Origin of the sequence: Corynebacterium sp. HMSC055G02 (assembly GCF_001809065.1) — a bacterium.
GTDB lineage: Bacteria > Actinomycetota > Actinomycetes > Mycobacteriales > Mycobacteriaceae > Corynebacterium > Corynebacterium jeikeium_D.
Window position 1 is genome coordinate 95,200 of the sequence record NZ_KV795675.1, and the last position, 25,545, is coordinate 120,744.

The 25,545-nt window shown below is 60.3% G+C and carries 24 protein-coding genes and 1 tRNA gene; 9 read left to right on the top strand and 16 right to left on the bottom strand.

Going from position 1 to position 25,545, the window contains the following annotated elements; translation table 11 throughout:
• Nucleotides 1–112: 112 nt before the first annotated feature.
• Together HMPREF2547_RS10220 and metS are read left to right on the top strand one after the other, a co-directional pair.
• Complete coding sequence (locus tag HMPREF2547_RS10220; RefSeq protein ID WP_069359264.1) at nt 113–1,723, top strand: sodium-dependent transporter; 1,611 nt, start codon at nt 113–115, stop codon at nt 1,721–1,723.
• Nucleotides 1,724–1,728: 5 nt separating this feature from the next.
• Nucleotides 1,729–1,896: a methionine/alanine import NSS transporter subunit MetS gene (metS, locus tag HMPREF2547_RS10225; RefSeq protein WP_048733989.1), complete on the top strand. Its 168-nt coding sequence runs from the start codon at nt 1,729–1,731 to the stop codon at nt 1,894–1,896.
• A 42-nt stretch (nt 1,897–1,938) separates the two neighbouring features.
• Here metS and HMPREF2547_RS10230 read toward each other — a convergent pair whose 3' ends face one another.
• The gene (locus tag HMPREF2547_RS10230) at nt 1,939–2,697 is read right to left on the bottom strand and encodes an enoyl-CoA hydratase-related protein (RefSeq protein WP_070605740.1); all 759 of its coding nucleotides are present in this window, start codon (nt 2,695–2,697) and stop codon (nt 1,939–1,941) included.
• A gap of 80 nt (nt 2,698–2,777) precedes the next feature.
• On the opposite strand from HMPREF2547_RS10230, the gene HMPREF2547_RS10235 reads away from it, so the two are divergent.
• Together HMPREF2547_RS10235 and HMPREF2547_RS10240 are read left to right on the top strand one after the other, a co-directional pair.
• Nucleotides 2,778–3,317 carry a GNAT family N-acetyltransferase gene (locus HMPREF2547_RS10235; RefSeq protein WP_070605742.1) on the top strand — a complete coding sequence of 180 codons (540 nt, stop codon included), beginning with the start codon at nt 2,778–2,780 and terminating at the stop codon, nt 3,315–3,317.
• 159 nt (nt 3,318–3,476) lie between these two features.
• Nucleotides 3,477–4,694, top strand: coding sequence for an HNH endonuclease signature motif containing protein (locus HMPREF2547_RS10240; RefSeq protein WP_246815947.1), 1,218 nt, complete (start codon nt 3,477–3,479; stop codon nt 4,692–4,694).
• A 71-nt stretch (nt 4,695–4,765) separates the two neighbouring features.
• On the opposite strand, the gene glyA is transcribed toward HMPREF2547_RS10240, so the two are convergent.
• On the bottom strand, nt 4,766–6,067 hold the full coding sequence (gene glyA / locus HMPREF2547_RS10245; RefSeq protein ID WP_005510713.1) for a serine hydroxymethyltransferase: 1,302 nt from the start codon (nt 6,065–6,067) through the stop codon (nt 4,766–4,768).
• A gap of 150 nt (nt 6,068–6,217) precedes the next feature.
• Between glyA and coaA the strand changes: the two genes are divergently transcribed.
• Nucleotides 6,218–7,153, top strand: coding sequence for a type I pantothenate kinase (gene coaA, locus HMPREF2547_RS10250; protein WP_042388837.1), 936 nt, complete (start codon nt 6,218–6,220; stop codon nt 7,151–7,153).
• Between the two features lie 30 nt (nt 7,154–7,183).
• Here the strand turns inward: coaA and HMPREF2547_RS10255 are convergent, their stop codons facing one another.
• From HMPREF2547_RS10255 to mca, 4 genes are all read right to left on the bottom strand, one after another.
• Nucleotides 7,184–7,969 carry an isoprenyl transferase gene (locus tag HMPREF2547_RS10255; RefSeq protein ID WP_016423188.1) on the bottom strand — a complete coding sequence of 262 codons (786 nt, stop codon included), beginning with the start codon at nt 7,967–7,969 and terminating at the stop codon, nt 7,184–7,186.
• 38 nt (nt 7,970–8,007) lie between these two features.
• Nucleotides 8,008–9,099 carry a 3-deoxy-7-phosphoheptulonate synthase gene (locus HMPREF2547_RS10260; RefSeq protein WP_070605744.1) on the bottom strand — a complete coding sequence of 364 codons (1,092 nt, stop codon included), beginning with the start codon at nt 9,097–9,099 and terminating at the stop codon, nt 8,008–8,010.
• 312 nt (nt 9,100–9,411) lie between these two features.
• A complete protein-coding gene (locus tag HMPREF2547_RS10265; protein ID WP_016423190.1) occupies nt 9,412–9,696 on the bottom strand; it encodes a hypothetical protein in 285 nt (94 codons plus the stop codon).
• A 27-nt stretch (nt 9,697–9,723) separates the two neighbouring features.
• Nucleotides 9,724–10,578 (bottom strand): mycothiol conjugate amidase Mca, encoded by an 855-nt coding sequence (gene mca, locus HMPREF2547_RS10270; RefSeq protein WP_070438243.1) that lies wholly within the window; start codon nt 10,576–10,578, stop codon nt 9,724–9,726.
• A gap of 261 nt (nt 10,579–10,839) precedes the next feature.
• On the opposite strand from mca, the gene HMPREF2547_RS10275 reads away from it, so the two are divergent.
• Nucleotides 10,840–11,307, top strand: coding sequence for a DUF4307 domain-containing protein (locus HMPREF2547_RS10275; protein WP_048733970.1), 468 nt, complete (start codon nt 10,840–10,842; stop codon nt 11,305–11,307).
• A 173-nt stretch (nt 11,308–11,480) separates the two neighbouring features.
• Nucleotides 11,481–11,993 (top strand): transcription elongation factor GreA, encoded by a 513-nt coding sequence (gene greA, locus HMPREF2547_RS10280; protein ID WP_016423193.1) that lies wholly within the window; start codon nt 11,481–11,483, stop codon nt 11,991–11,993.
• A 249-nt stretch (nt 11,994–12,242) separates the two neighbouring features.
• Here the strand turns inward: greA and HMPREF2547_RS10285 are convergent, their stop codons facing one another.
• Nucleotides 12,243–13,070, bottom strand: coding sequence for a Bax inhibitor-1/YccA family protein (locus HMPREF2547_RS10285; protein ID WP_048733966.1), 828 nt, complete (start codon nt 13,068–13,070; stop codon nt 12,243–12,245).
• A gap of 235 nt (nt 13,071–13,305) precedes the next feature.
• Here HMPREF2547_RS10285 and HMPREF2547_RS10290 point away from each other — a divergent pair, with 235 nt between their 5' ends.
• Both HMPREF2547_RS10290 and HMPREF2547_RS10295 read left to right on the top strand, forming a co-directional pair.
• Complete coding sequence (locus HMPREF2547_RS10290; RefSeq protein ID WP_048733964.1) at nt 13,306–13,638, top strand: hypothetical protein; 333 nt, start codon at nt 13,306–13,308, stop codon at nt 13,636–13,638.
• A 71-nt stretch (nt 13,639–13,709) separates the two neighbouring features.
• Nucleotides 13,710–15,293, top strand: coding sequence for a succinic semialdehyde dehydrogenase (locus HMPREF2547_RS10295; RefSeq protein ID WP_049190697.1), 1,584 nt, complete (start codon nt 13,710–13,712; stop codon nt 15,291–15,293).
• A gap of 62 nt (nt 15,294–15,355) precedes the next feature.
• On the opposite strand, the gene HMPREF2547_RS10300 is transcribed toward HMPREF2547_RS10295, so the two are convergent.
• The 9 genes from HMPREF2547_RS10300 to HMPREF2547_RS10340 form a co-directional block, all read right to left on the bottom strand.
• Nucleotides 15,356–15,432: transfer RNA gene (locus tag HMPREF2547_RS10300), tRNA-Leu, on the bottom strand.
• A 12-nt stretch (nt 15,433–15,444) separates the two neighbouring features.
• Nucleotides 15,445–16,434, bottom strand: coding sequence for a Ppx/GppA phosphatase family protein (locus tag HMPREF2547_RS10305; RefSeq protein WP_049172251.1), 990 nt, complete (start codon nt 16,432–16,434; stop codon nt 15,445–15,447).
• Nucleotides 16,435–16,971 carry a DUF501 domain-containing protein gene (locus HMPREF2547_RS10310; protein ID WP_069359271.1) on the bottom strand — a complete coding sequence of 179 codons (537 nt, stop codon included), beginning with the start codon at nt 16,969–16,971 and terminating at the stop codon, nt 16,435–16,437.
• A gap of 137 nt (nt 16,972–17,108) precedes the next feature.
• Complete coding sequence (locus tag HMPREF2547_RS10315) at nt 17,109–17,645, bottom strand: FtsB family cell division protein (RefSeq protein ID WP_048733957.1); 537 nt, start codon at nt 17,643–17,645, stop codon at nt 17,109–17,111.
• 112 nt (nt 17,646–17,757) lie between these two features.
• A complete protein-coding gene (gene eno, locus HMPREF2547_RS10320; protein ID WP_048733955.1) occupies nt 17,758–19,032 on the bottom strand; it encodes a phosphopyruvate hydratase in 1,275 nt (424 codons plus the stop codon).
• An 85-nt stretch (nt 19,033–19,117) separates the two neighbouring features.
• Nucleotides 19,118–19,978: a lytic transglycosylase domain-containing protein gene (locus HMPREF2547_RS10325; RefSeq protein WP_070605746.1), complete on the bottom strand. Its 861-nt coding sequence runs from the start codon at nt 19,976–19,978 to the stop codon at nt 19,118–19,120.
• A gap of 71 nt (nt 19,979–20,049) precedes the next feature.
• Complete coding sequence (locus HMPREF2547_RS10330; RefSeq protein WP_070605748.1) at nt 20,050–21,075, bottom strand: MazG nucleotide pyrophosphohydrolase domain-containing protein; 1,026 nt, start codon at nt 21,073–21,075, stop codon at nt 20,050–20,052.
• Nucleotides 21,076–21,082: 7 nt separating this feature from the next.
• The gene (gene mfd / locus HMPREF2547_RS10335) at nt 21,083–24,709 is read right to left on the bottom strand and encodes a transcription-repair coupling factor (RefSeq protein WP_070605790.1); all 3,627 of its coding nucleotides are present in this window, start codon (nt 24,707–24,709) and stop codon (nt 21,083–21,085) included.
• A gap of 44 nt (nt 24,710–24,753) precedes the next feature.
• Nucleotides 24,754–25,446: a TetR/AcrR family transcriptional regulator gene (locus HMPREF2547_RS10340; protein WP_101687444.1), complete on the bottom strand. Its 693-nt coding sequence runs from the start codon at nt 25,444–25,446 to the stop codon at nt 24,754–24,756.
• Nucleotides 25,447–25,545: the final 99 nt, after the last annotated feature.

Here is a 25,545-nt window from a genome sequence, read left to right on the forward strand (position 1 = left end):
TGCCCATCTCATATACTAAGATTCTGTTAGGTAATGGTGATGCACTTCACCAAATTCCCTCCTAGGCCGCGCGAGCGCGTGACCGGAGATGAAGGATTGGAGTTCCAGAGGTATGAGCACAACCAACTCGACCGCTACCCCTCAGCGAAGGGAGGTGTTTTCCACCCGAGCAGCCTTCATTTTCGCCGCTATCGGCTCGGCAGTCGGGCTTGGAAACATCTGGCGTTTCCCCTATGTCGCGTATGACTCCGGCGGTGGCGCTTTCCTTATCCCCTACCTGGTCGCACTTCTGACCGCGGGTATCCCACTGCTCTTCCTCGACTTCGCCATCGGCCACCGCTTCCGAGGGTCCGCACCGAAGTCGATGCGTCGCATCAAGCCCTGGGCTGAGCCAATCGGCTGGATCCAGGTCGGTATCGCCTTCTTCATTACCGTCTACTACGCCGTTATTATCGCGTGGTCCTTCATCTACGCCTGGAAGTCCATCCGCAAGAGCTGGGGCCCAGATGCCGAGACCCACTTCATGAAGGACTTCCTCCAAGTAGACACCGAGAGCGTCTTCTCTCTGGACTTCGTCCCCTCGATTTCCATCGTCCTGCTCATTGTCTGGGTACTCGTCATCGGCATTCTGGCCGCTGGTGTGGACAAGGGCATCGGTAAGGTCTCGATTGTCTTCATCCCACTGTTGACCATCCTCTTCGTCGCAGTGGTCATCTACTCCCTGACGCTCGACGGCGCCGCAAAGGGCCTGGACGCATTCTTCACCCCAGACTGGTCCGCACTCACTGACTCCAGCGTATGGATTGCCGCCTACGGCCAAATCTTCTTCTCCCTGTCCGTGGCCTTCGGCATTATGCTGACCTACGCCTCCTACCTGAAGCCACGCACGAACCTCACCGGTTCCGGCCTGGTCACCGCGTTCGCAAACTCCTCCTTCGAGGTTCTCGCCGGTATCGGCGTCTTCGCCACCCTGGGCTTCATGGCAGCGCAGTCGGGTCAGGCCGTTGACGAGGTCGCAACCTCCGGTATTGGTCTTGCCTTCATCGCATTCCCGACGGTCATCTCTGAGATGCCAAAGGTCATCGGTTCGGTCTTCGGGCTACTGTTCTTCCTCTCCCTGGCAATCGCCGGTGTGACCTCCCTGATGTCGCTGCTCGAGGTCGTCGTCTCCGCAGTAAAGGACAAGCTGAACCTCGGCCGCGTCCAGGCCACCCTCACCGTCGGTGGCGCCATGGCCGTCATCTCGCTGCTGGCCTTCCCGACCACCTCAGGTCTGGTAACCCTCGACATCGTAGATAAGTTCACCAACAACGTCGGTATCGTCCTGGTTGCACTGCTGACCATCATCGCAATCGACTGGATCCTGCGCCGCACCAACGAGTTCGCCATGCACCTCAACGCCGTGTCCTCGTTCAAGGTCGGCACCATGTGGCAGATCTTCGTCGGAAACATCACGCCGGTCATTCTCGCCGTCATCCTGTTCCAGGAGCTCATTGGACTTTTCCAGGAAAACTACGAAGGCTACTCCGACACCCAAATCGACATCTTTGGCTGGGGTGTCATCGGCGTGATTCTCATCGGCGCTCTGATTATGGCCATCCTGCCTTGGCGCGGCCAACACCGTCTCGATGGCCCTCCGGGCTCGGACTTCGGTGTGACGCCAGATTTCAAGCGGTCCTCACACCTGCCACGCAAGCACACTCCGGAAACCGAGGAGGTTTAAGCCAAATGTCCGGTATCGCAATTGTCATGATGGCACTGTTCATCATCGTCATCTGGGGCGGTCTGGCGGTCTCGCTGGTCAGCCTATCCAAGCACCCTGACGAGGTTTCCGGTGAGCTGGGAGATCACCCAGAACTCACCAGTGAAGTACTAGGAGCACAGGAAGAGCAGTAGTTCTTCACTACTACCTCTCCCCTGCCACTCCAGGTATCTGCCTTACTCACCTACGAAATGCGGTGGTCGCTTCTCCAAGAACGCGGCCACCGCTTCCTTATGGTCGGCCGAGACCGCCAAACGAGCCTGCGCGTCCGCCTCCGCCGCAGCGGCAGACAAGGTATCCCGGCGCAGCAGAGCCTTAATCTCCTTCAGCGCGGCCGTCGGCCCCGCCGCAAACTGGGCAGCCAACTCACGTGCCCGAGTCGCTGGATTATCCACCACTTCAGTGACCAGGCCGAGGCTCAGGGCTTCGTCGGCAAGCACCTTCTTATCGAAGAACAACAGCTCACGCGCCTTCGCGTCACTGACCATGCGCGGCAGCAGCGCCGACATGCCACAGTCCGTGGCCAGGCGAATCGACGGGAACGCCGCCTTGAACGACGCCTTCGGGCCCGCGATACGGAAATCACAGTGCAGCGCCAACGACCAGCCGGCACCCGCCGCAGCACCTTCGATAGCTGCAATAACCGGAACGTTAATCGCGGTCAGCTCCGCGACCATCGGGTTGTACTCCTCGACAACCTTGCCCATGCCGGCGCCGGACTGCAGGTCAGAAATGTGCTCCTTCAAATCCTGGCCCGTACAAAACGCCTTCGGCCCGCCGAGCAGGATAACAGCGCGCACATCCGGCTCCTGCGCACGCTCAAAAGCGGCTTTCAGCTCCAAGCGGAGATTCTTATCCAGGGAGTTATAGGCATCCGGGCGGTCGATGGTGATGGCTAGAATGCCGTCGGAAAAGTCTTGAGAAACGTTGCTCATAATCTCGCAGGTTATCGCAATCTCCCCCGCCTCGGACGCACTTTTGCACCAAATCACCCGCCGCGAGTAACAAGGGACACATGACACTTCCACGCCCCGCCACGCCTGACGACGTCCACGAGATCGTCGACCTCATCAAAGATCTGGCGGCCTACGAAAAAGAACCCGATGCCGTCCGACTGACCCCCGAGCGCCTGCGCGAACAGCTCTTCGGGGACAACCCTGCGATTTTCTGCCACGTCGTCGACTCCACATCCGGAAATTTGGACGACGGCGCCGGTGGCGGTGATGGCGGTGTTGGTGGCGGTGTTGAAGGCAGCCCGCGCCTCGACGGCATTGCACTGTGGTTCCTCAACTACTCCACCTGGGAAGGCACCCACGGCATCTACCTCGAAGACCTCTACGTCCGCCCCGAGGCACGCGGCACCGGCAAGGGCAAAGCACTGCTGCAGAACCTCGCGCGAATTGCCGTGGAGCGAGGCTACTCACGTATCGAGTGGTGCGTCCTGAAGTGGAATCAACCCTCCATCGACTTCTACCGTTCCCTCGGCGCCTTCCCCATGGACGAATGGGACACCTTCCGCCTCACCGGCAGCGCCCTGCGTGACTTCGGGGCGTAACAGACGGCAGCGCGTGCTGCGGCGGTACGGCGGTACGGCTGCGGTGCGTTTTGCGCAGTGAAAAGTCCGGATGTGGATAACTGCTAAACCGGCTGACTTATCCACAGCCTGCCCCCATAGGCGTTGTCCCCCTACATCCGGACTTTTACCTTCAAAGGCATGACAGTTCTTGGGACGCTCGCCGCACTGGCCTCGCGCGGAATGGACACGCTAGCGGAACTCCACGCCGCGCGTCCCGACGGCCACGACGCCACCTCCCACCTGGCGGCAACCCTCGGCCTTGACCCGGCGCGCCTCCGGCTTTTGCTACGCGTCGCCGCCCACTATCTCCAACCCGCTGACACCGAGGAAAACACCAAAGCCCGCGAAGACGCCACCGCCCTTGCGCGCCAGCTCGGCCTCAGCCTGGACACCTGCGTGCTTATCGACAAGCGCAGCCGCCAAGCCAACAACGCCGAACTCCACGACAACCTGCGGCTCACCTTCGTCGCTGCCGCCGAACGCCTCGGCTTCGAAGAACTCGATCTCTACATGCGGGAAACTCTCACCGAGCTCAACACCGAAGACGAGCCACCCCAGCATCTGCGCGCCCGATTTTCCCGGAAGGTAGACATCCGGGGAATGAAGCACTTCCACATCTCCGGCCCCTCGGATATGCTCGACAATCTCCTGTCGCCGCTTACCATCCGTGCCGCAGAAATCCGGAAGTCCCATCCGGAGTTTTCCCACGACCGCTGCGTCGGCCAAGCGCTTGCCGAGCGCCTCGAGCATGCCGATGCCGCAACGCCCGTCGACAAGCTCGATGAAATGCGCTACCAACCCGCCATCATCATCACCGCACAAGACCTCATCGACTACAGCCCGCGATTCGCCGCCACCACCAACGGCTCCGCGCTCGCCCCCGACGTCTTCCTCAACGCCCTACTCGCCGACACCGGGTGGGCCGTGCTTTACGACGAACACAGCGCCATTACGGACTTATTTCCCATCGGCAACCCCCGCCTGGCGACTGAAGAGCAGCGCATCGCGATGCTCATCGACAACCCCATCTGCGCCTGGCCCGGCTGTGAACGCCCCGCCTATAGCGGACAAGCGCACCACCTAGTCGCCCACAAACACGGCGGCACAACCACGCTGGACAACCTCACCATGGTCTGCCGCGAACACAACGGGCTTAACGACGACGACCGGGAAGGACGCAACGGCCACCTCGAACGCATCCCCACATCCGGACATATTCGATGGCGCCCGCCGGATAAAACTCGGCCGCCGCTGTTTAGCAACTCATTTGTGACATCAATGTCCGGGAGGTCCTACGCCGGATACCGGGCGGGCACGACGAAACAGCTCGGGCCGGAGCCACCACCTCCGGACTAAAACCCCGATGTACGGGAAAACCCGTCCTAGCGCACTGCTAGAACGGGTACTTGCGCTGCAAAAACGCAGATTTAGATGAGGTTCCAGTCCTCGATACCGTCGTAAAGCGGGAATTCCTGAGCAATCTTCGAAACACGAGCACGCAGGGAGTCAACATCCGCATTCTTGCCGGCGGCGAGAGCAGTACCGATGACATCGGCGACCTCGGTGAACGCCTTCTCGTCGAGACCACGGGTGGCCAGCGCCGGAGTACCGATACGAAGTCCGGATGTAACCATCGGAGGACGCGGGTCAAACGGAACAGCATTGCGGTTGACGGTAATGCCAACAGCGTGGAGCAGATCCTCGGCCTCCTGGCCGTTCATCTCAGAATTGCGCAGATCCGCCAGAACCAGGTGGACATCGGTGCCGCCAGTGAGAACATCGACGCCAGCCTCGGCGCAGTCGGAAGCGGTGAGACGCTCAGCCAGAATGCGGGCACCAGCCAGAGTGCGCTCCTGGCGCTCCTTGAACTCCTCGGTACCAGCAATCTTCAGCGCCACGGCCTTGCCGGCGATGGCGTGCATCAGCGGACCCCCCTGCTGCCCCGGGAAAACAGCGGAGTTCAGCTTCTTGGCGTACTCCTGCTTAGCCAAAATCATGCCCGAACGAGGACCACCGAGGGTCTTGTGAACGGTAGTCGACACAACGTCAGAATGCGGAACCGGCGACGGGTGCAGACCGGCGGCAACCAGGCCTGCGAAGTGCGCCATGTCCGTCCACAACTTCGCACCGACCTCATCGGCGATGGAACGGAAAGCTTCGAAGTCGAGGTGGCGCGGGTACGCCGACCAACCTGCGATGAGAACATCCGGCTTTTCTGCGAGCGCCTGCTCACGCACCTTGTCCATATCGATCCGCATAGTGTCCTTGTCCACACCGTATGCGGCGACGTGGTAGAGCTTGCCGGAGAAGTTCAGCTTCATGCCGTGGGTCAGGTGACCGCCGTGTGCCAGGTCGAGGCCCATAATCTTGTCACCGGCGTTGATTAGCGCATGCAGAACGGCAGCGTTGGCCTGCGCACCTGCGTGTGGCTGAACGTTGGCGAACTCAGCGCCGAAGAGCTCCTTGGCGCGGTTGCGTGCCATGTCCTCGACGACGTCGACGTATTCGCAGCCACCATAGTAACGACGGCCCGGGTAGCCTTCGGCGTACTTGTTGGTCAGAACCGAGCCCTGAGCTTGCAGCACTGCACGTGGAACAAAGTTCTCACTGGCAATCATTTCGAGCATGTCACGCTGACGAGAGAGCTCCCCTGCCATTGCCTCTGCGAGGTCGGGATCGAGTTCACGCAGCGATTGGTAGCGGACATCGTTATTGTTAGACCCGGTCATGAGTAGGTTTTCGACCTTTCAATGAAACTTCAATGCCACAGGCCATGCTAGCCCTTTATGGGGCAAACCACGAAAGCAGCACCATTCAGGTATGCCCCCTTTATTGACTCGTTTTCCGGTTTTCGGCACCCCCTTGGCACAATTGGAAGTATGACGCGCGCAACATCCCCCAGCCCGTACGTCGAGTTCAAACGCGAGCAGTGGCGCGAAATGCGCAAGAATATGCCTCTGGTGCTGACGGAAGAGGAAGCTGAACGACTTTCCGGTATCGGTGAAAACATCGACCTGGACGAAGTCGCCGAGGTCTATCTTCCGCTTTCTCGTCTGATTCACATGCGTGTGGCGGCGCATCGGGAGCTGAACGCCGTAACGTCGAACTTCCTTGGGGAAAATCCTTCGAAGGGGGCGTCGGTGCCGTTTATTATCGGCGTCGCGGGTTCGGTGGCGGTCGGCAAGTCAACGACGGCGCGTTTGCTGCAGGTGCTGCTCGAGCGCTGGGAGACTAATCCGCGGGTGGACTTGGTTACTACTGATGGCTTCCTCTACCCTTCTGAGGAATTGAATCGCCGTGGGATTATGCAGCGCAAGGGGTATCCGGAGTCGTATGATCAGCGTGCGTTGATGCGGTTTGTCACGGCGGTGAAGTCGGGGGCGCGGCATGTGAAGGCGCCGGTGTATTCACACACGCTCTATGACCGGGTGCCGGATGAGTTCGTCGATGTTGACCGTCCGGACATTCTCATTCTCGAGGGGCTCAACGTTTTGCAGACGGGCCCGACGCTGATGATTTCCGATCTTTTCGATTTCAGTGTCTACGTCGATGCCCCGCGCGCGGACATCGAGCGTTGGTACATCAGCCGTTTCCTCCGTCTCCGCCAGACGGCGTTTCGCGCTCCGGGCGCGCACTTCGCGGATTACGCCACGCTTGACGACGAAGCTGCGGCCGAGGTAGCCCGACGCATTTGGCAGCAGGTGAACTTGCCGAACCTTACGGAAAATATTTTGCCCACTCGAGTGCGTGCGTCATTAGTTCTTACGAAGTCTCGGGACCACAAGGTTTCGAGGGTCCGGATGCGCAAACTCTAACATCCGGAAATTTTTCCGGATGTAGGGAGGTTATTTGCCGAAGCGGCGTGAGCGCTGCGAAAAGTCTCGAAGTGCGCGGAGGAAGTCGATGCGGCGGAATTCGGGCCAGTAGGTATCGGTGAACCAAATCTCGGAGTAGGCGGTTTGCCAGAGTAGGAAGCCGCTGAGCCGCTGTTCTCCGGAAGTGCGGATGACTAGATCGGGGTCCGGTTGTCCGGATGTGTAGAGGCGGCGAGAAATGGCGTCGGTTGTGATGCGCTCCTCAAGCTCGGAAGCATCGATTCCCTCGGCGACTGATTCCCGGATGATTCTGCGTACTGCGTCGACGATTTCCTGCCGGCCGCCGTAGCCAACGGCGATGTTGACCTGGATGCCGGTGTTGTTCGCGGTGACTTCTTCGTCGTGACGCAGCCGGGCGGTCATTCTTTCCGGAAGGAGCTCGAGGTGGCCGACCATGCGCAGGCGCACGTCGTTAGGCGATTGCGCCAATTCGTCGACGACGTCGGCGATGATGTCGAACAGTAATTCCAGCTCTTCGGGGTCTCGCCCGAGGTTTTCGGTGGAGAGCAGGTAGATGGTGACCAGCTCGATTTCCTGCTCGGCGCACCAGCCGACGAATTCTGCGATTTTGCGGGAGCCGACGCGGTGGCCGTGGCTGACGTCGGTGAATCCAGCCTCCCTCGCCCAGCGGCGGTTGCCATCGGCCATGATGGCAACGTGCTTGGGGCGAGGTTTTCCTTCTAGCTCTTGGGCTAGTTTGCGCTCGTAGAGCGGATACGCAATCCGCCGGAGTGAGGACGGCTGGTTTTCTTTCACATATGTAACTCTACCCAATGGGCACGGCCGCTTTGTGCTTAGTCACGTGCCTGCCGACGCTTCCGGACTTCTGTCGCAAGCGTACGCAGCAGCCGGTCGGTGGTTTCCCAATCCATGCAGGCATCGGTGACGGACTTGCCGTATACGAGGCCATTACGCCCATCGGTAATTTTTTGCGCACCGGCTTCGAGGAAGGACTCCATCATGATGCCGGTGATGCGCTTGTCGCCGGCACCGATGAGCTTGCCGAGCTCCTCAACGACCTCGGCCTGGCGCACCTCGGATTTTCCGGAATTGGCGTGGGAGGCGTCCACCATGATGCTGATGGTTTGCTCGGCCTTGTTCAGGCGGGCTTCGGCGTCGTTAAGCGATGCCTCGTCCCAGTTCGGGCCGGAGGTGCCGCCGCGGAGAATGAGGTGGCAATTGTGGTTGCCGGCGGTTTCGACGACGGCGGCGCGGCCCTGGTCGTTCATGCCGAAGAAGAAGTGCGGGTTTGCTGCAGAGACCAGCGAGTCCACGGCGACCTGGACGTTGCCGTCGGTGCCGTTTTTGAAGCCGATGGGCATGGAAAGTCCGGAAGCGAGCTGGCGGTGGACCTGCGACTCCGTGGTGCGCGCACCAATCGCACCCCAGGAGACGGCATCGGCGATGTATTGCGGGCTGTTGGGCTCGAGGAATTCAGCGCCGGCGGGCAGGCCGGTGCGCAGGACCTCGATGAGCACTTCGCGGGCCATGTGCAGGCCCTTGTTGATTTTGAAGGAGCTATCCAGGTCGGGGTCGTTGATGAGTCCCTTCCAGCCGACGGTGGTGCGCGGCTTTTCGAAGTAGACGCGCATGACGACCAGCAGGTCCTCGTCGAGCTCATCGGCGGTGGCCTTCAGGCGGCGGGCGTAGTCGATGGCGGCCTCGGGGTCGTGAATGGAGCACGGGCCGACAACGACCAGCAGGCGATCGTCCTCGCGGGCGATGACGCGGGCGATGTCGAGTCGCGACTGCTCCACTTCGTTAACTAGGTTCGGGGTCAGTGGCTGTTTGGCCATGACCTCTTCTGGGGAGGGCAGGTCGTGGAAGGCTACGACACGGCGGTTCGCGGTAGAGGCGGGGGCTTCGAGGGAAGTTGGAGGGGTCATCTGAGGTCTCTTTTCTCTGGGGCGTTACGCATGTATTTGGCTGTAGATACGACAAAAGGCAGCGCCCCTATTGGTGGGGCTGCTGCCTTTGGCTCCGGTTGGTGGCGACGTGACGAATAGCCGCCGGCTGTGACTATGTCGTCACTGCCTCCGGAGCCTTCGAAAAATAAAATCGCCACATACGCATGCGCTTGACTGTAGCGCACTGCCTAGAATCCCGCAATTCGAACTCCAAATCCCGCCACACGGGAAACAATCAGGGGTGCGCGCAACTGCCCGTCGTCAAGCGACGCGCACACACCTTGACGCTGACTACTCCGCTTCACGACGCTGCTCTGCTGCAGCCATCGCCTTATCCACAGCCTCGGAATCGAAGGGATCCATGTCGTGCGCCTCGGCGAACTTCCGGCGAGCGGCCATGCGCTTCGCGCGCCGCGAGAGATCCCAGCCGAGAGCCAGGATGACGATGAGCAAAACGACAATGATGAGCAGGCCAACAGGAGAGGCCTTTCCGAAGTCAGCACCCCGCGGACCAGTGGGGTTCTGCGCCAGGAAAATTGTCGTGCGAGCCGCCAAGGCATCGAAGCTTTCAATCATGAGTTCCAGCTTAGCGTTAATTCCGGACTATTCCGCGTCGGGGTCGATACCAGCGAAGAGATCGGCCTCTGGCAGCTCGGTCTGCACGCGAGTGCGGGCGAGTTCAAACTCTTCGGTCGGCCAAACGCGCTGCTGAATGTCTACTGGCACGGCGAAGAATGGCCCGTTCGGATCGATCTGCGTGGCGTGCGCCAGCAGCGCCTGATCCCGCTGCTGGAAGTAATCGCCGCACTCGACCTGTGTGGTCACGCGGGTCATGATGTCGCCGGGAGTCTTAGTCCAACGGCGGAAGGACTCGGTCAGCGGACTTTCCAAGCCGTTGTCACGGTAGTAGTTATCCAGCGCGATGAGGCGCGCCTTGATGAAACCGTGGGTGTAGTAGAGCTTGGAAATCTCCCATGGTTCACCGAGCTCGGGGTACTTATCCGTTCCGGACTCCAGCCAAGCGCGCATGGACACGATGTGGGTCATGATGTGGTCCGGGTGCGGGTAACCACCGTTTTCGTCGTAGGTAATGACAACGTGCGGGCGGAATTCCCGGATGGCCCGAATGAGAGGCTTGGTCGCATCCTCGACCGATTGGCGCGCAAACACACCGTGCGACAGCACCGGCACCGGGTTACCCGCAGGCAGACCGGAGTCGGTAAAGCCGAGCCACTCATGTTCAACGCCGAGAATCTCAGCGGCTGCAGCCATTTCGTGAACGCGCACCGAGGCGATATTCTCCCGCACCTCCGGCCGATCCATCGCCGGGTTGAGAATGCTACCGGCCTCACCGCCGGTGCAGGTCACCACTTTGACGCGATGCCCTTCCGCCACATATCGGGCCATTGTTGCGGCGCCCTTGCTCGATTCGTCATCAGGATGAGCGTGAATCGCCATCAGACGAAGTGCCAATTGAAGTCACTCCCGCTACTATCTCAGTCCATGTTTTCTGGCCGAGGCCGGGGCCCTTCGACCGCAACGATGCTACTACAGCACCGTTTCAATACCGCCCCACTATAGCGCTGCACCATCATATGACTACGCAGCATCGCTACTCGGTGGAACGACATAGCAGCAGGACACCGCGCCACACCAGAAAGATTGTTTAACTGTCAACATTTTACCACGTCGACCAAGAACTCCGATAGGCTAAAAAGCATGGCTGAAAGTTCGGAGCGAAACACCCGAAATACCGCAGCGCCTAACGGGCAGCGCGAGCGCTATGGGGACAACAGTCGCACTCTCCCCGCAAAATTGGTTGTCATCGCTATTGTTGGCATGCTCGTCATCGCCGGCGCATACATCTTCGTTCAGATGAACCGCGTCTCCGCCCCGGATGTCTCTGCAACGCAAGCGGGCTGGAGCCGCACTCCAGGTAAGGAAGATGAGCAGTTCATCTTCACGCTGGACGTCACCCGCGAAAAGCCGGAGCTGGATAGCTACTGCATTATCTACGCGCTGAACTATGACGTGGCAGAGGTCGGCCGTCGCGACGTATTCATCCCGGGCGGCGGCCCCGCTACGGTGCGTATGGACGTCCCCATTGCCACCCGCGAGCTGGCCGTCGCAGGCGATGTCTACGGCTGCTCCACCGACATTCCGGAGTTCCTCGCACCTGCTAAGTAACTGCCTTTCGCAACTGAGGATTATGCGCTTCCACGGCACGTCGTAAAGCGTGCGCGACAACACTCCGACGCGCCTGTTATTGCCATGTGGCGTGACAGTGCTATCCTGTGACGCAGCCGACGGCCCCACGCGGGGCCGCTTTTGTATTAAATAGCCAAAACACAGGAGGAACCATGACTGAGGCAAAGAACAATAGCCCATGGCTCACCCAGGAGTCCTACGACAAGCTCAAGGCCGAGCTTGAGGCGCTATATGAAAACCGCCCGGTCATCGCCGCCGAGATTAACGAGCGCCGCGAAGAGGGCGACTTGAAGGAAAACGCCGGCTACGATGCCGCTCGTGAGCAGCAGGGACAGGAAGAGGCGCGCATCCGCTACCTCGAAGACCTGCTGCAGCGCGCCACCGTCGGCGAGATCCCGCAGGAGTCCGGTGTGGCTCTGGTCGGCACCGTGGTCCACGTCTACTACGACGGCGACGAAGACGACACCGAGACCTTCCTCATCGGTACCCGTGGCGCTGACTCCTCCAACCCGAACCTGGAGACCTACTCCACCGATTCCCCGCTGGGCAAGGCTCTGGTCGGCGCTAAGGAGGGCGAGACCCGCACTTACGCTTCCCCGAGCGGCGACGAAGTGTCTGTCACCGTAGTTAAGGCTGAGCCGTACAACCCGGAGATGGATGCCTAAGCGCTCCCGGCGTTAGACCGCCTCAACCCAGGCGGCAACTTCGGGCCACAGTGCCCGATTCTTGGACCGATAGAAGCCCATATGGCCTATCGGTCCATTTTTTGTGCCCTCTCCCGCTTCGATATCGCGCTTTACGACGTCACACTGCACAGCCCTATCGGTCAATACGTCGACTGCCAACAACAAAGCGCCGGCCAACCCGTAATAACGGGCTACCCGGCGCTTGTGCGTTAGTTAGTTTTCTAGCGTTTAGTCCCTGAAGTAGGACAGCAGACGCAGAATCTCGGTGTAGAGCCAGACCAGGGTCACAGCCAGACCGAGGGCGACACCCCAGGCGTACTGAGCCGGAGCGCCAGCGCGAACCAGGCGATCAGCCTGATCGAAGTCAATCAGGAAGCTGAAGGCTGCCAGGCCGATGCAGACCAGAGAGAAGATGATCGACAGCATGCCGCCGTCACGCAGCGGGAAGCCCAGGCCGAACAGGGAGAGCACCAGGTTGCCCAGCATGAGGACCAGGACACCAATCAGAGCCGCACTCATAAAACGGGTGAACTTCGGGGTCACGCGGATAGCGCCCGACTTGTAGACGAAGAGCATACCGATGAAGACACCCAGGGTAGCCAGCACGGCCTGCATAATCAGCGCACCAGCGGCAACGCCCTGAATTGGAGCAGTGAACATGAAGCTGATGCCACCGACGAAGAGGCCCTCGAAGGCCGCGTAGGTGAGGGTAACCGGCGCGGAGCCGTACTTCTTGCCGAAGGTGGAAACCAAAACAGTAATCAGACCACCGATGGCGCCGACAATGGTCAGAATCATGGCCAGGCTGGTGGAGACACTGACGGCAATGAAGAAATTGACCGCAGCCAAAACGATGATGGTTGCCAGCGTGATGCCGGTCTTGGAAACGACATCGTCGACCGTCATCGGACGGTAGTCGGCGGCAACCTGCGACTGGTACGGGTTATCCCCGTAGCCAGCGCCCATCTGACCTTGGCCGTAGTGATGTGCGCCCGCCTGTCCGCGGGCGACGGTCTTAGTAAGTGAACTGAATGCAGGATTGCTGCTTTCGCGCACGTCGTCCTTCTTTCTTTTCTCAGTTTTTCTTACGTTTTGTATTCAGGCACACGCGCTTACGTTTGCCTACACTTTCTACAACGGGCGATGTAAAGGTATTGTTCCCAACCCTGAAAAACAGTTAGTATCAAGGTAATTCCTCGCCTGCTGGCGGTGATTTTGTAATCGCGGAAAAACTCACAGTCGCCAGGCGTGGGCACCACATGAGTGATTATGAAACAGGAGGTTGGTCAAGATGTCTGATGGCCTTGACTACGATCCGGATACCACTGGTGATTTCGACGAGACCACGCTCGATGGCTCAGAGGGACTCGATGGCGACTTCCTCACCGGTGATGGCGAGAATTATGTAATGGATCCGCCGGACCGCTGGCGGGGCGCTTCTCCGCATGACACTCTCGGCAAGCGGTTGGCCGAGGAAAAGCCGGACATCGACGTCGACGACGATCTGGATGATGACCCGGAGATGCGCTACGGCGATGTCGACGGCCACGAACCGTTCGAGTTCGGCAACGATGGCCCGCGCGACCCGGACCGCAACCGTCGGATGGGCTGGACTACTTACTAAAGTTTTCTAAGTTTTTGTAGTTTTGCCAAATTTACTATCTCGGGGCGCCGCGCAACAGTAGTATCTGTGCCATGACAGCATCTACTGCTACGACAAACCGAACTACCATCCGCAATCCGCTTAACGACGAGCTCGTTGCCCGCCTTCTTCAGCGCGTCACGGTAGCTGATAAGTCGAAGACCGCCACTATCTCGGCGCCATTTACCGGCCAGGAGCTGGCGCAGATTCCTGTCGGTACCCAGGCCGATGTCGACGAGGCCTTCAAGCGTGCCCGTGCGGCGCAGAAGAAGTGGGCCCGCATGGCACCGGAAAAGCGCGGCGAAGTGCTGCACCACTTCCACGACCTGCTCTTTACCCACTGCGACCAGGTGCTGGACCTGCTGCAGGCCGAGACCGGCAAGAACCGCGCCAGTGCCCACGAGGAGCTCGTACACACCGCTATCACCGCCCGCTACTACGGCAATCAGGGCCCGAAACTGCTTGAGCCGAAGCGAGCACACGGTGCTGTCCCAGTACTTTCCAAGACCACCGTCTACCACCACCCAAAGGGCGTCGTCGGTGTTATTGCTCCGTGGAATTACCCACTGACTCTCGCGGTTTCCGACGCGCTGGCTGCACTGATGGCTGGTAACGCCATCGTGCTCAAGCCGGACAGCACCACTCCGTTTACCGCTCTCTTCGCTGTCGATTTGCTCTACCGCGCTGGTCTTCCGGAGGATCTCTTCCAGGTCATTCCAGGCCCAGGTCGCGTTGTCGGCCAGGGCATTGTCGGCCAGTGCGACTTCCTGATGTTCACCGGCTCCTCCGAGACCGGCCGCTCGCTGGCACAGCAGTGCGGCGAGCGCCTGATCAGTTTCTCCGCGGAGCTCGGCGGCAAGAACCCGCTGATTGTCGCCGAAGATGCCAACATCAACCGCGCGGTCGAGGGCGCACGCATTGGCTGCTTCACCAACTCCGGTCACCTGTGCGTGTCCATTGAGCGAATCTATGTCGTGGACTCCGTCTGGGACGAGTTCGTCCCGGCATTCACCGACCGCGTGAAGGCAATGTCCATCGGCGCTGGCTACGAGTGGGAAACCGAGATGGGCTGCCTGCAGTCTCAGGGCCAGTTCGACATCGTCAAGTCCATGGTCGACGAGGCTATCGAGGCCGGCGCCACCGTGCTGGCCGGCGGTCGTCCTCGCCCGGATCTGGGACCGCTGTTCTACGAGCCGACCGTGCTTACCGACGTCCCGGAGGGCGTCGCCCTGCTGACCGAAGAGGTATTCGGCCCGGTGGTAGTCCTCCAGCGTGTCTCGGACGTCCATGAGGCTATCGCCAAGTCCAACGATTCCCGTTATGGCCTCAACGCTTCGCTGTGGACCTCCCCGCGTCGCGCAAAGGAGCTGGCTCCACAGCTTGAGGCCGGTACCGTCAATGTCAACGATGGTTTTGCTGCGGCCTTCGCGTCTGTCGATGCCCCGATGGGTGGTTTCAAGGATTCGGGTGTGGGCCGTCGTCAAGCAGCGGGCGGCCTGCTGAAGTACACCGATGAGCAGACGGTGACCGTGCAGCGTCTTTCCCCGGTGTCGATGCCGCAGATGCCGCGTGAGCTGTACTCGAAGGTGTTCAACACGGCACTTGTCCTCGGCAAGAAGTTCAACGTCCTGCCGTAATCCGCATGTAGCGCGCACAAATAGCAAAAGGCCAGGTCAGAAAACTCTCTGACCTGGCCTTTTGGTGCCCCCAGTGGGACTCGAACCCACACTGAAAGGATTTTAAGTCCTCTGCCTCTGCCAATTGGGCTATAGGGGCCCCTAAGAAAGATTAATGGGCGATATGGGTGTCTACCAAACTCGCCACAATTCCGTCGAGGATATCCTTCTCGCTGATGTAGAAAAAGCGCTGCTCTTCCTTCGCTGCCTCGGAAAGCGGCAGCGCCTCAAACATGTCCATCAGACCGTCCACAATGATGGAACCGCCGGCGAAGACATCCGCGCGCTTCGGATGCATCACGGGATTGGCAGCGAGGGACTCCGCGTCGGTCTCAATCACGGACGCGGTCAGCGCACGCAACGCCGCAAAGCGCAGCTGCGACAGGTGGATTGCCTCCGGGTCGTAGGTTTCTAGCCCCTGTGCCAGCGCCGACAGCGTGGTGAAGGTCCCGGCGCAGCCGACGATGGTGCGAGCCTTGTCGACAGGCACCTTCGCAACAATCTCGTCGGCCAGCTCCGCAACATACGAACGCGCCTCCTGGACCTGTTCCGCCGTCGGTGGCGAGGCCTGCAGGAACCGTTCGGTCAAGCGCACACTGCCCATAGCCACGGAATCAGAACCGGCTACCGTACCATCGTGGTCACCGACAATAACCTCGGTGGAGCCACCGCCGACGTCAATGACGCAATACGGACCGAGCTCGGGCTCCAAGTCATCTACCGCCCCGCGGAAGGACAGCGCGGCTTCCTCGTCGCCGGAAATGACCTCGGCCTCTGCACCCCACGGAGCGAGAATCTCGCGGGTCATGGCGAAGAAATCGTCGCGGTTGCTTGCGTCGCGTGTCGCCGATGTCGCCACCATTCGGACTGCTTGCACTTTTTCGACCTGCATAAGCTCCGCATACTTCGTCAGAGCCTCCCGCACGCGCTCCAGCGCCTCTGGAGCCAGCATGCCAGTGGCATCCACGCCCTGGCCAAGGCGGACGATTTCCATCAGTCGGTGCAGTTCTGTGATTTCGAGAACTCCATCGACAACCTCGACCCGGCTGATAAGCAGGCGAAGCGAATTAGTGCCGCAGTCGACGGCAGCGAGGGTCGTCATTTATCCCTCCACCCCCGGATACGCAATACCGAGCTCGGCAATCGTGGGCCAATCTGCAGGAATCGCGGTGCCGCGCAGTTTCTCGTTCTCCGCCGCCAGCGCCACCGACTCAGTACCCAGTCGGAAGTGATCCGGCCCCTTGGCCAGCGCGTAGGCAATAAGAACGTGGAGGCACTTCACGCGCGTCGGCATTCCGCCACCGGAGAAGTCCGTGCCTAGGTCTTCCATCTCATTGCGCTCTGCCAGAAACGCCTCGTGCGCGCGCTGGTAATCGGCGGCGAGGTCTTCGTCGCTTTCCAGACGCGCGGTCATTTCTTTCATCACGCCGGTCGTCTCCAACCGGGAGGCCTCGGCGGTGAGTCGCGGATCAGTTAGGTAAAAGAGCGTGGGAAACGGAGTGCCATCGTCCAAGCGCGGCTTCGTCTTGACCACACCAGGAGTGCCGTCGGGGCTGCGGTAAGAGATGTCCACTACACCGCGCGGTTCACGTCCGAGCTGCTCCGCTATCACTTCCAAATCTGCGGTATCCACAGACATCGGTCACACTCCTTTTGCTTCCGTTTTACTGACACATAATCTCACAGTCGCCTTACAAGCGCGTTGTTTCGCTTTACGACGGCACACTCCGCCGCGCATGCAACCTCACCGAGAGGCTCAGGTAGCCGTATGGAGGTTTAGGACTCCGGTACCGTCGGCAAGCTCTCTGGCCTCGTTGCCTGATCGCGCCCCGGATTAGGGCGAGTCTCTTCGGGTTCGGGCGGGATGGAAATGGAATCCCACAGAGTCTCGTACCACTTCTTGGCCTGGTGCTGCGGAATTTCCTCCGGCTGCGTCACAGGCTGTTCGCCCACGGCCGGATCGAGGATACGGAATGGGGTCTCCCCCGGCTCTACCAGCCCCAGGCGCAGACGTGCCTGCTCCTTAACATAGGCAGGGTTGGAGTAAAGCTCCTTTTCATCCTCTAACTGCTTAATTCGCTGTTCCATGCGAGCAATATTGTCCTGCGTTGCGGCTACATCCGCCTGCTGTTGTGCAAAAGTCCGCAGCGGAATTGCGAGAACAGATACTAAGAAAAGCACCAGCAGACCAATGCCGATCTTCTGTGCTGTGCTCAGCGAGCGCATTCCCGATGCGATTGCCGCTGCCGAACGCTGCCCCGCCCCTGCAGGGCGCGACTGTGTTCCGCGGCGAGATCGGTCCGATGCACTCATGTCCCACACTCTACCCGACCGCCAGCCGATGAAATAACAAAAACCCGCCCACCACCACGTGCGTGGTGCGGACGGGCAGTGCTAGACGCAGCTTTCGCAGCGCCTCAGCTCTTTACTTAAAACGCGGGAATGCGCTGCGACCAGCGTAGACAGCAGCGTCACCCAGGTACTCCTCGATGCGCAGCAGCTGGTTGTACTTAGCAACGCGCTCGGAGCGAGCCGGAGCACCGGTCTTGATCTGGCCACAGTTCAGGCCGACGGCCAGGTCAGCGATGGTGGTGTCCTCAGTCTCACCGGAGCGGTGGGACATCATGGACTTGTAGCCGGCGTTGTGAGCCATTGCGACGGCTTCGAAGGTCTCGGACAGGGTACCGATCTGGTTGACCTTGACCAGCAGAGCGTTAGCGGCCTTCTTCTCAATGCCCTCTGCCAGACGCTTCGGGTTGGTGACGAAGAAGTCGTCGCCGACGATCTGGACCTTGTCACCAAGCTGAGCAGTCAGGGTGGTGTAGCCCTCCCAGTCATCCTCCTGCAGCGGATCCTCGATGGAGACGATGGCGTAGTTCTCAACCAGGTCAGCGTAGACAGCTGCCATCTCCTCAGCGGTGTGCTCGCCGCCCTCGAAGTGGTACTTGCCGTCCTTGAAGAACTCGGAAGAAGCAACGTCGAGAGCCAGAGCGACATCGTCGCCCAGTTTGTAGCCTGCAGCCTCAATTGCCTCAACAATCAGGTCAAGAGCAGCCTTGGTGGAGTCAACCGACGGAGCGAAGCCGCCCTCATCACCGAGGCCAGTGGACAGGCCCTTGTCCTTAATGACCTTCTTGAGTGCGTGGTAGACCTCAGCACCGACGCGCAGTGCTTCCTTGAAGGTCGGGGCACCGATCGGTGCAATCATGAACTCCTGGACGTCAACGCCGGAGTCAGCGTGTGCGCCACCGTTGAGGATGTTCATCATCGGAACCGGCAGAACGTGACCGTTCGGGCCGCCGACGTAGCGGAACAGATCCAGGCCAGCGGACTCAGCAGCAGCCTTGGCAACAGCCATGGAAACACCCAGGATTGCGTTAGCACCCAGGCGGGACTTGTTGTCGGTGCCGTCCAGCTCAATCATGGTTTTGTCAACCAGACGCTGGTCCTCAGCCTCGAGGCCAATAATTGCGTCCTCAATCTCCTCGAGCACAGCGCGGACAGCCTTCTCGACACCCTTGCCCAGGTAACGGTCTCCGCCATCGCGGAGCTCGTGTGCCTCATGAACACCGGTGGAGGCACCGGACGGAACCGCAGCGCGGCCCACAGCGCCGTCTTCCAACAGCACCTCAACCTCAACGGTCGGGTTACCACGGGAGTCCAGAATTTCGCGTGCGTTCAACTCGATGATTGCAGCCATAGGTCACCTTTCCGCCGGAACCGTTCCGGCACATGACTCCAATTGTGGCACGGTTTGCCAACCTTCGCCTTAAATCCTTTTCACCCTATGCGGGCTGATTCAGCGCATAGTTCGCCGCAGCGTCCCGAACATCGCGAAGATACTGCTCAGACTGGTTATACGAGCGAATTGCAGATGCCCACCCTTCCGGGGTGGCGAGGTCGCGTTCCCCACTGCAGAGCATCCGTGCCGTGGTCGCAGTTGCGTCGTCGATGTTGTTGGGGTCGGCGACACCATCACCAGAAGCATCCATCGCAAAGCGATGCCAGGTCTCGGGAATAAACTGCATCGGCCCCACAGCGCGGTCGTACTCTGTGTCACCGTCGAGTTCGCCGTTGTCAGTATCGAGAACCTCAGCAAACCCACTCGTACCGTCCAGCGGCGGACCGATAATCGTCGGACTCACTACCCCATCGGCACCGATATGCGCCGGCTTGAGCCAATTGCCCGAGTACGTGCCGTGATTAGTCTCCACCTTGCCCAGTCCCGCAAGCGTGTTCCACTCCAGGTGGCAGCTCGGGAACTGTTCTGCCGCAATCACATATGCGTTGCCGTAGGCGCGGAGGGCGTCCTCAGAAATCCCCGTCTTCGGGGAAATCTGCTGCGCCCACTGTCGGAGCTGTTCAGAGGTGCGCCCGGGCGCGTTGACATCAATCATCGGCGGTGGCTCAGCCGCGGCAGGCGGCACATTGTCCGGAATCGGCTTCTTGGTCAACGACGGGATAACGGGTCCAGTGAACATCGCCAACGCCCCAACCGTGCCAATGATAATCAGCACCGCCAGGGAGGTTAGACCGAGGCAGCCACAGCCTCGCGAGGACTTCTTTTTCCCCCTACTGCGGCCACGCGACTTCGCCCCGCGGGGTGCGGGGTGCGCGTATTCATCAAAGGGAGAATTAGAAGGCATGGGGAATTACTCTACGGGGTAAACCATAAAAATCACTCAAACTCGAGGACAGAAATCACTTTTGTTGGAAACTAGCTGTCGCTTTCCGACGGGCCGAGGTCCTCAGCCTCTTCGTTATCTTCGCTGCCCGCTGCCCACTGCCCAGCACTACCGGCCTGCTGATTCTCCATCTGGGCCAGCTCAGCCAGGAATGCGCGTGAAGCCTGTCGGGTTCGCTCTTCCGCACCGGACTCAGTCTCCAGTCCCGGGGTCGGGACCAGAATCTCCACTGGAATGTCTGCATCGGACAGTCCCAGCGCACGTGCGCGGCGGATGGCTTCCTCAGCCAAAGTCAGAGCTGGCAACTGCGTAGCCGGGTTCGAGCGCGGACGTCCGCGGCCGTAAGTCCACAGTCGCTCCTGCTCTTCCTCCGAGACCATTTCTCCCTCGGCCACAGTGCCGTCGAAGAGGTACGGCTGACGAGCTCGCATCTTCAAAATAAAGTCGGTCGCCACGTCGTCGAAGTCGAAGTCCTCAGCGATTTCAGCGTGGAAGAGGACTTGCAGCAGCAGATCTGACAGCTCGCTACGAATGTCACCGCCCTCGTTGACTGCATCGACAAACTCGTAGGTCTCTTCAATGAGATACGGCAGCAGGCTCTTGTGCGTCTGGCGAGCTTCCCACTGCCCCGTGCGCCGTGCGGCCGCCATGATGTCCACCGCCTCGACGACGTGGGGCAGACGAGCTGCGGCAAGCTGTTCCTGCGGAGTCAGCGGTTCTGCCACTGGTTCCGGTTCTGGTTCCGGCGCCGACTCCTGCACGGGAGCCGCTGCAACCGGAGCGGCCGGGTCCGCTGGAGCTGCTGGGTCCGGTGCATCATCCAGTTCGACGGAGTAGACTTTCTCGCCCGCATCGAGGCGATCGAGTACCTCGTCGTTTCCCATATCGGTGGTGACTAGAATCTCCGCCTGGGACACCGAGTGCCCACCGGCGTCGGCGATTGCCCAGCGCACACGGATCGGGACTTCTTCGGTGTAGCTGACTTCACCGGTCAGCAGGCTAGCGGCTTCCAGCGGAATTGCAGTTGGAAAGCGGCTATCGAGCTTGATGATAGTCATACGGTTTCTAGTCCTTTCCCATGTGCGAGATATCCATACGTGGAATTCCCGCCATCGATGTCAAGAAGTCTGCTACCCACTGCACCAATGCAATATCGCGGACAGGTTTTGCCCGCAACCCTCGCCCTTCCTTCGGCATTCCGACGGAAACCGTGCGCGTTGCCGCACGATAGGTCGCCTGTGGATACAGGCGCTTGAGACGCACCTGCTTGGAGTCAGCAAGCTCCATAGGGGTTATTCTAATGTGCGCACCCATGGCTTGAACTTCATGCACGCCGAATTCCCGGCAAATAATTCGAAGTCGTGAAATAACCGCCAGTCTTTCCACCTCAATGGGTGGGGTTCCGTAACGGTCGATGAGTTCTTCGAGCACTACGTCGATATCGTCCAGCGCACTGGCGGCAGCAAATTTGCGGTACGCCTCTAGACGTAGGCGTTCCGACGACACATATTCGGCCGGAATATTCGCATCGACCGGCAAATCGATCCGAACTTCCTTCGGTTCGTTATCGGAAGCATCCGGCGTTTCACCATCGGCCACTGCCTTCAGCGCGGCCACGGCCTCGCCAACCAGTCGGACGTACATGTCGAAGCCGACGCCGGCAATGTGACCGGACTGCTCCGCACCGAGGATATTTCCGGCTCCGCGCATTTCCAGGTCCTTCATGGCCACGGCCATACCGGCACCCAAGTCATTGTTCTGCGCGATCGTGGACAGACGGTCGTAGGAAGTCTCCGTCAGCGTCTGATTTTCCGGGTAGAGGAAGTAGGCATAGGCGCGCTCACGGGAACGGCCCACGCGACCACGCAGCTGGTGTAGCTGGGAAAGACCCATATGGTGGGCGTTTTCCACAATCAACGTATTGGCGTTGGCAATATCCAGGCCGGTCTCCACGATGGTGGTACACACCAGCACGTCGTACTCGCGCTGCCAGAAGCCATCGACCGTGCGCTCCAGCTGCTCCTCCCCCATCTGACCGTGGGCCACTACCACGCGGGCCTCGGGCACCAAATTGCGGATATTCTGGGCGACTTTGTCAATGGTTTCCACCTTATTATGCAGGTAGAACACCTGTCCGTCGCGAAGCAGCTCTCGCCTGATAGCAGCGGCGACCTGCTTGTCGGACTGCGCGCCGACGTATGTCAGCACCGGGTGACGATCCTGCGGCGGGGTGAGAATCTGGCTCATCTCGCGGATGCCGGCAATCGACATTTCGAGCGTGCGCGGAATTGGCGTTGCGGACATGGTGAGCACGTCGACGTGGTGCCGTAGCGCCTTGATGTGTTCCTTGTGTTCGACGCCGAAACGCTGCTCCTCGTCAACGATGACCAGGCCGAGTTCTTTCCACTGCACGCCGGTCTGCAGGAGACGATGCGTGCCGATAACAATGTCGACCGTCCCGTTCTTCAGCCCTTCGAGGACCTCCTTGGAGTCCTTCGGCGAGGTAAAGCGGGACAGTCCACGGATGGTGACCGGGAAGCCCTCCATACGCTGAGTGAAAGTGGTCAAATGCTGCTGTGCCAACAGCGTAGTTGGCACCAACACTGCTACCTGACGGCCATCTTGAACAGCCTTGAAGGCAGCACGCAGTGCCACCTCGGTCTTGCCGTAGCCGACATCGCCGATGAGCACGCGATCCATCGGCACCGGCTTTTCCATGTCGGACTTGATTTCGTCGATGGCCTGAAGCTGGTCCTCAGTCTCGGTGAAGGGGAAGTTATCCTCCATCTCCTGCTGCCATGGCGTATCCGGCGCGAACGCGTGGCCCGGCGCGGCTTGGCGCTCGGCGTAGAGCTTGACCAGCTCTTCCGCAATCTCGCGGACAGCGCCACGGGCCTTGCGCTTGGTGGACTTCCAGTCCGAGCCGCCCATCTTCGACAGCGCGGGCTTTTCACCGCCGACATAGCGCGACAGCAAATCCAGGCTCTCCATCGGCACGTAGAGCTGGTCCGAGGGGCCTCCGCGCTTGCTCGGTGCGTACTCGAGCACCACGTACTCGCGGCGAGCCTGATCCTCGCCCGTGCCGATGGTGCGCTCAGTGAGCTTCACAAACCGACCAATGCCATGCGTGTCGTGCACGACATAGTCACCGGCCTTCAGCGCCAGCGGATCCACCTGACCACGGCGCTTCGCTGGCTTGCGGCGCCCACCAAGCGCGCCTTCCGCGATGCGGTTACCTGTGATGTCCTGCTCGGTAATCAGAGTCAGCGCGCCACCGGGGATTCGCGGGAACACCAGGCCACCGTGCAAAACACCCTGGTAGACCGTAATTCTTCCGGACTCGGGATACTCCGGGCCCGCCGCCATGCGCGTCGCAATTCCGGCTTCCCTAAACTTTTCCGCTTGCCGACGCGCCCCCGCGGGCGTCGCCGCCACGTACGCCACTCGCTCCCCCGCGACCGTGGCATCGCGCAGCTGCTTCATCAGGTGACCAATTTCCTTTAAGTCGCCGCGTGGCGCGGGCCCAGGCTCGAAGGTCAGTGGCAGCACATCATCTTCGGTGACTCCCGCCTCCAACATGCCGGGCGGGGAAATATGCCACGAAGTGGGCATCGGGATAGAGGCCAAGCTGCGGTACGCGCTGGGCTCCAGCCCATCCGTGGCGATTGGCGCCGAGCCACCCATCGCAGCAGTTTCCCACGCTGCGGCCATAAACTCCTCGCCTGCACTGATCAAGTCTTGTGCGCGGGAGCGAATGCGCTCCGGCCCGCACATGAGCACATGCGTTTTCTCCGGCATGACCTCGGTGAGCATCTTCATCGGATGCTGACTAATCAGCGGAATCAGCGATTCCATGCCCTCCACCCACTGGCCATCGCCGATGCGGGTGAGCATTTCTTGGACCTGACCCGAGCGCGTGGTGGCGAGTTTCTCCGCGGCGGCCTTCACGTCGTCGTCGATAAGCAGTGCACGACACGGGAAGATATCCAGCTGGTCGACCTCTACCTCAGAGATCGTGCGCTGGTCAGCGACGGAAAAGGCGCGCAGGTCGGTGACCTCGTCACCCCAGAGCTCGATACGTACCGGCAGCTCTTCGGTCGCAGGGAAAACATCGACGATGCCGCCACGCACGGCAAACTGGCCACGCCTGCCGACCATGTCCACATGCGAATAGCCGTGATGCACCAGCCGCTCAACCAGGTTCTCGCAGTCCCGGTCCAGTTGGACGTGAATGGGGGCGCTGGCTTCAGCCTCGAGGTCGTCCACAATCGGCTGCACCAACGAGCGCACCGCCGCAATCAGAACGTCGACTTTGCCCCGGCGAACGTCGTAAAGCGCCTTACGACGCTGCGCCACGGTATCCACCGCTGGCGAAAGCTTCTCATGCGGGAGCGTCTCCCACGAGGGGAACATAGCTACACGGTCGCCGATCATCGACTTGACCTCGGCAGTCAGGTCCTCCGCCTCACGGCCGGTAGCCGTGATGACCAGCACCGGCACCTTCGTAGACATGGCGTAAATAAGGTGCGAACGCACCGCGTCCGCACCCGTGAGCGCCAGCTCGTCTTCGCCGATGCGCCCGAGCACGCCGACAAATTGAGGATCCGTGACAACGAGGCTTTCCAGCCCCGACAGCGGGTTCGGCAGAATGCTGGGTGTGGCTTTCGCCGAGGAAGACGCAGAAGTTGGCATAGCCCCAATATAACCATGCACCCCGGATCCACCCTGCGTGCTGGTTAGCCGTTCTCCGCCACCTGCATCGGGTCTGCTGCGGCACCTGCGCCGAACTTCGCGCCCTCAGCGGCCGCTGGCACATCAGCGGAGCCATGCAGAGTCGGAGAACCCTCCATGCCGGCCAGCCCGTTCCAACACAGGTTCACGATGTGCGCCGCCACTGTCTCCTTATCCGGACTGCGCTTCTCCATCCACCAGCGAGCGGTCTGCGAAACCATACCGACCATGCAGTTTCCGTAGAGCACCGACATGGCCGGGTCGAAGCCGGCGCGTTTGAAAGCCTCGGCAAGGATAGGCGTAATCGACTCAGTGGCATTATTCAGCAGCGTCTCATAGCCACCCGCCACGCCGGGGTCGCGAGAAATAATGGAGAATCCCTCCGGGTTTTCCTCCACATAAGTCAGCAGTGCCAACACCGCCTGTTCGATGCGGTAACGCGAGCGTCCCAGGGACAACGCTTCCCTAATCGTGGCCTCCAGGGTCTTCATCTCCTGGTCGACGACTGCCTGGTAGAGCCGCTCTTTGGTACCGAAATGCTCGTAGACAACCGGCTTTGATACCCCAGCTGCGGCAGCGATCTCCTCCATTGAGGCGGCATCAAGCCCCTTGGCGGCAAAGATTCCACGGCTGACTTCTGTCAGCTGAGCTTTGCGCTGTGGACCGGTCATACGTCGTCTCGGAGAATTGGAGGCCATGCTTTTAGATTAGTGGCTAAAGTCTTGCTATCGTATATCGCAGGCGCAAGCGAGTTGGCTGAGTCGAATCAGCGTCGAATCAGCCATGCAATTTTTCGC

Bases quoted from the DNA above. Each gene is read 5' to 3' on its own strand.
- HMPREF2547_RS10315 (WP_048733957.1), bottom strand. From the start codon at position 17,645: ATGAGTGCATCGGACCGATCTCGCCGCGGAACACAGTCGCGCCCTGCA.
- HMPREF2547_RS10230 (WP_070605740.1), bottom strand. From the start codon at position 2,697: ATGAGCAACGTTTCTCAAGACTTTTCCGACGGCATTCTAGCCATCACC.
- mca (WP_070438243.1), bottom strand. From the start codon at position 10,578: ATGGCGATTCACGCTCATCCTGATGACGAATCGAGCAAGGGCGCCGCA.
- greA (WP_016423193.1), top strand. From the start codon at position 11,481: ATGACTGAGGCAAAGAACAATAGCCCATGGCTCACCCAGGAGTCCTAC.
- HMPREF2547_RS10330 (WP_070605748.1), bottom strand. From the start codon at position 21,075: ATGACTATCATCAAGCTCGATAGCCGCTTTCCAACTGCAATTCCGCTG.
- HMPREF2547_RS10265 (WP_016423190.1), bottom strand. From the start codon at position 9,696: ATGATTGAAAGCTTCGATGCCTTGGCGGCTCGCACGACAATTTTCCTG.
- mfd (WP_070605790.1), bottom strand. From the start codon at position 24,709: ATGCCAACTTCTGCGTCTTCCTCGGCGAAAGCCACACCCAGCATTCTG.
- HMPREF2547_RS10325 (WP_070605746.1), bottom strand. From the start codon at position 19,978: ATGCCTTCTAATTCTCCCTTTGATGAATACGCGCACCCCGCACCCCGC.
- HMPREF2547_RS10260 (WP_070605744.1), bottom strand. From the start codon at position 9,099: ATGACCCCTCCAACTTCCCTCGAAGCCCCCGCCTCTACCGCGAACCGC.
- HMPREF2547_RS10235 (WP_070605742.1), top strand. From the start codon at position 2,778: ATGACACTTCCACGCCCCGCCACGCCTGACGACGTCCACGAGATCGTC.
- HMPREF2547_RS10220 (WP_069359264.1), top strand. From the start codon at position 113: ATGAGCACAACCAACTCGACCGCTACCCCTCAGCGAAGGGAGGTGTTT.
- coaA (WP_042388837.1), top strand. From the start codon at position 6,218: ATGACGCGCGCAACATCCCCCAGCCCGTACGTCGAGTTCAAACGCGAG.
- eno (WP_048733955.1), bottom strand. From the start codon at position 19,032: ATGGCTGCAATCATCGAGTTGAACGCACGCGAAATTCTGGACTCCCGT.
- HMPREF2547_RS10240 (WP_246815947.1), top strand. From the start codon at position 3,477: ATGACAGTTCTTGGGACGCTCGCCGCACTGGCCTCGCGCGGAATGGAC.
- HMPREF2547_RS10310 (WP_069359271.1), bottom strand. From the start codon at position 16,971: ATGTCTGTGGATACCGCAGATTTGGAAGTGATAGCGGAGCAGCTCGGA.
- glyA (WP_005510713.1), bottom strand. From the start codon at position 6,067: ATGACCGGGTCTAACAATAACGATGTCCGCTACCAATCGCTGCGTGAA.
- HMPREF2547_RS10340 (WP_101687444.1), bottom strand. From the start codon at position 25,446: ATGGCCTCCAATTCTCCGAGACGACGTATGACCGGTCCACAGCGCAAA.
- HMPREF2547_RS10305 (WP_049172251.1), bottom strand. From the start codon at position 16,434: ATGACGACCCTCGCTGCCGTCGACTGCGGCACTAATTCGCTTCGCCTG.
- metS (WP_048733989.1), top strand. From the start codon at position 1,729: ATGTCCGGTATCGCAATTGTCATGATGGCACTGTTCATCATCGTCATC.
- HMPREF2547_RS10295 (WP_049190697.1), top strand. From the start codon at position 13,710: ATGACAGCATCTACTGCTACGACAAACCGAACTACCATCCGCAATCCG.
- HMPREF2547_RS10275 (WP_048733970.1), top strand. From the start codon at position 10,840: ATGGCTGAAAGTTCGGAGCGAAACACCCGAAATACCGCAGCGCCTAAC.
- HMPREF2547_RS10290 (WP_048733964.1), top strand. From the start codon at position 13,306: ATGTCTGATGGCCTTGACTACGATCCGGATACCACTGGTGATTTCGAC.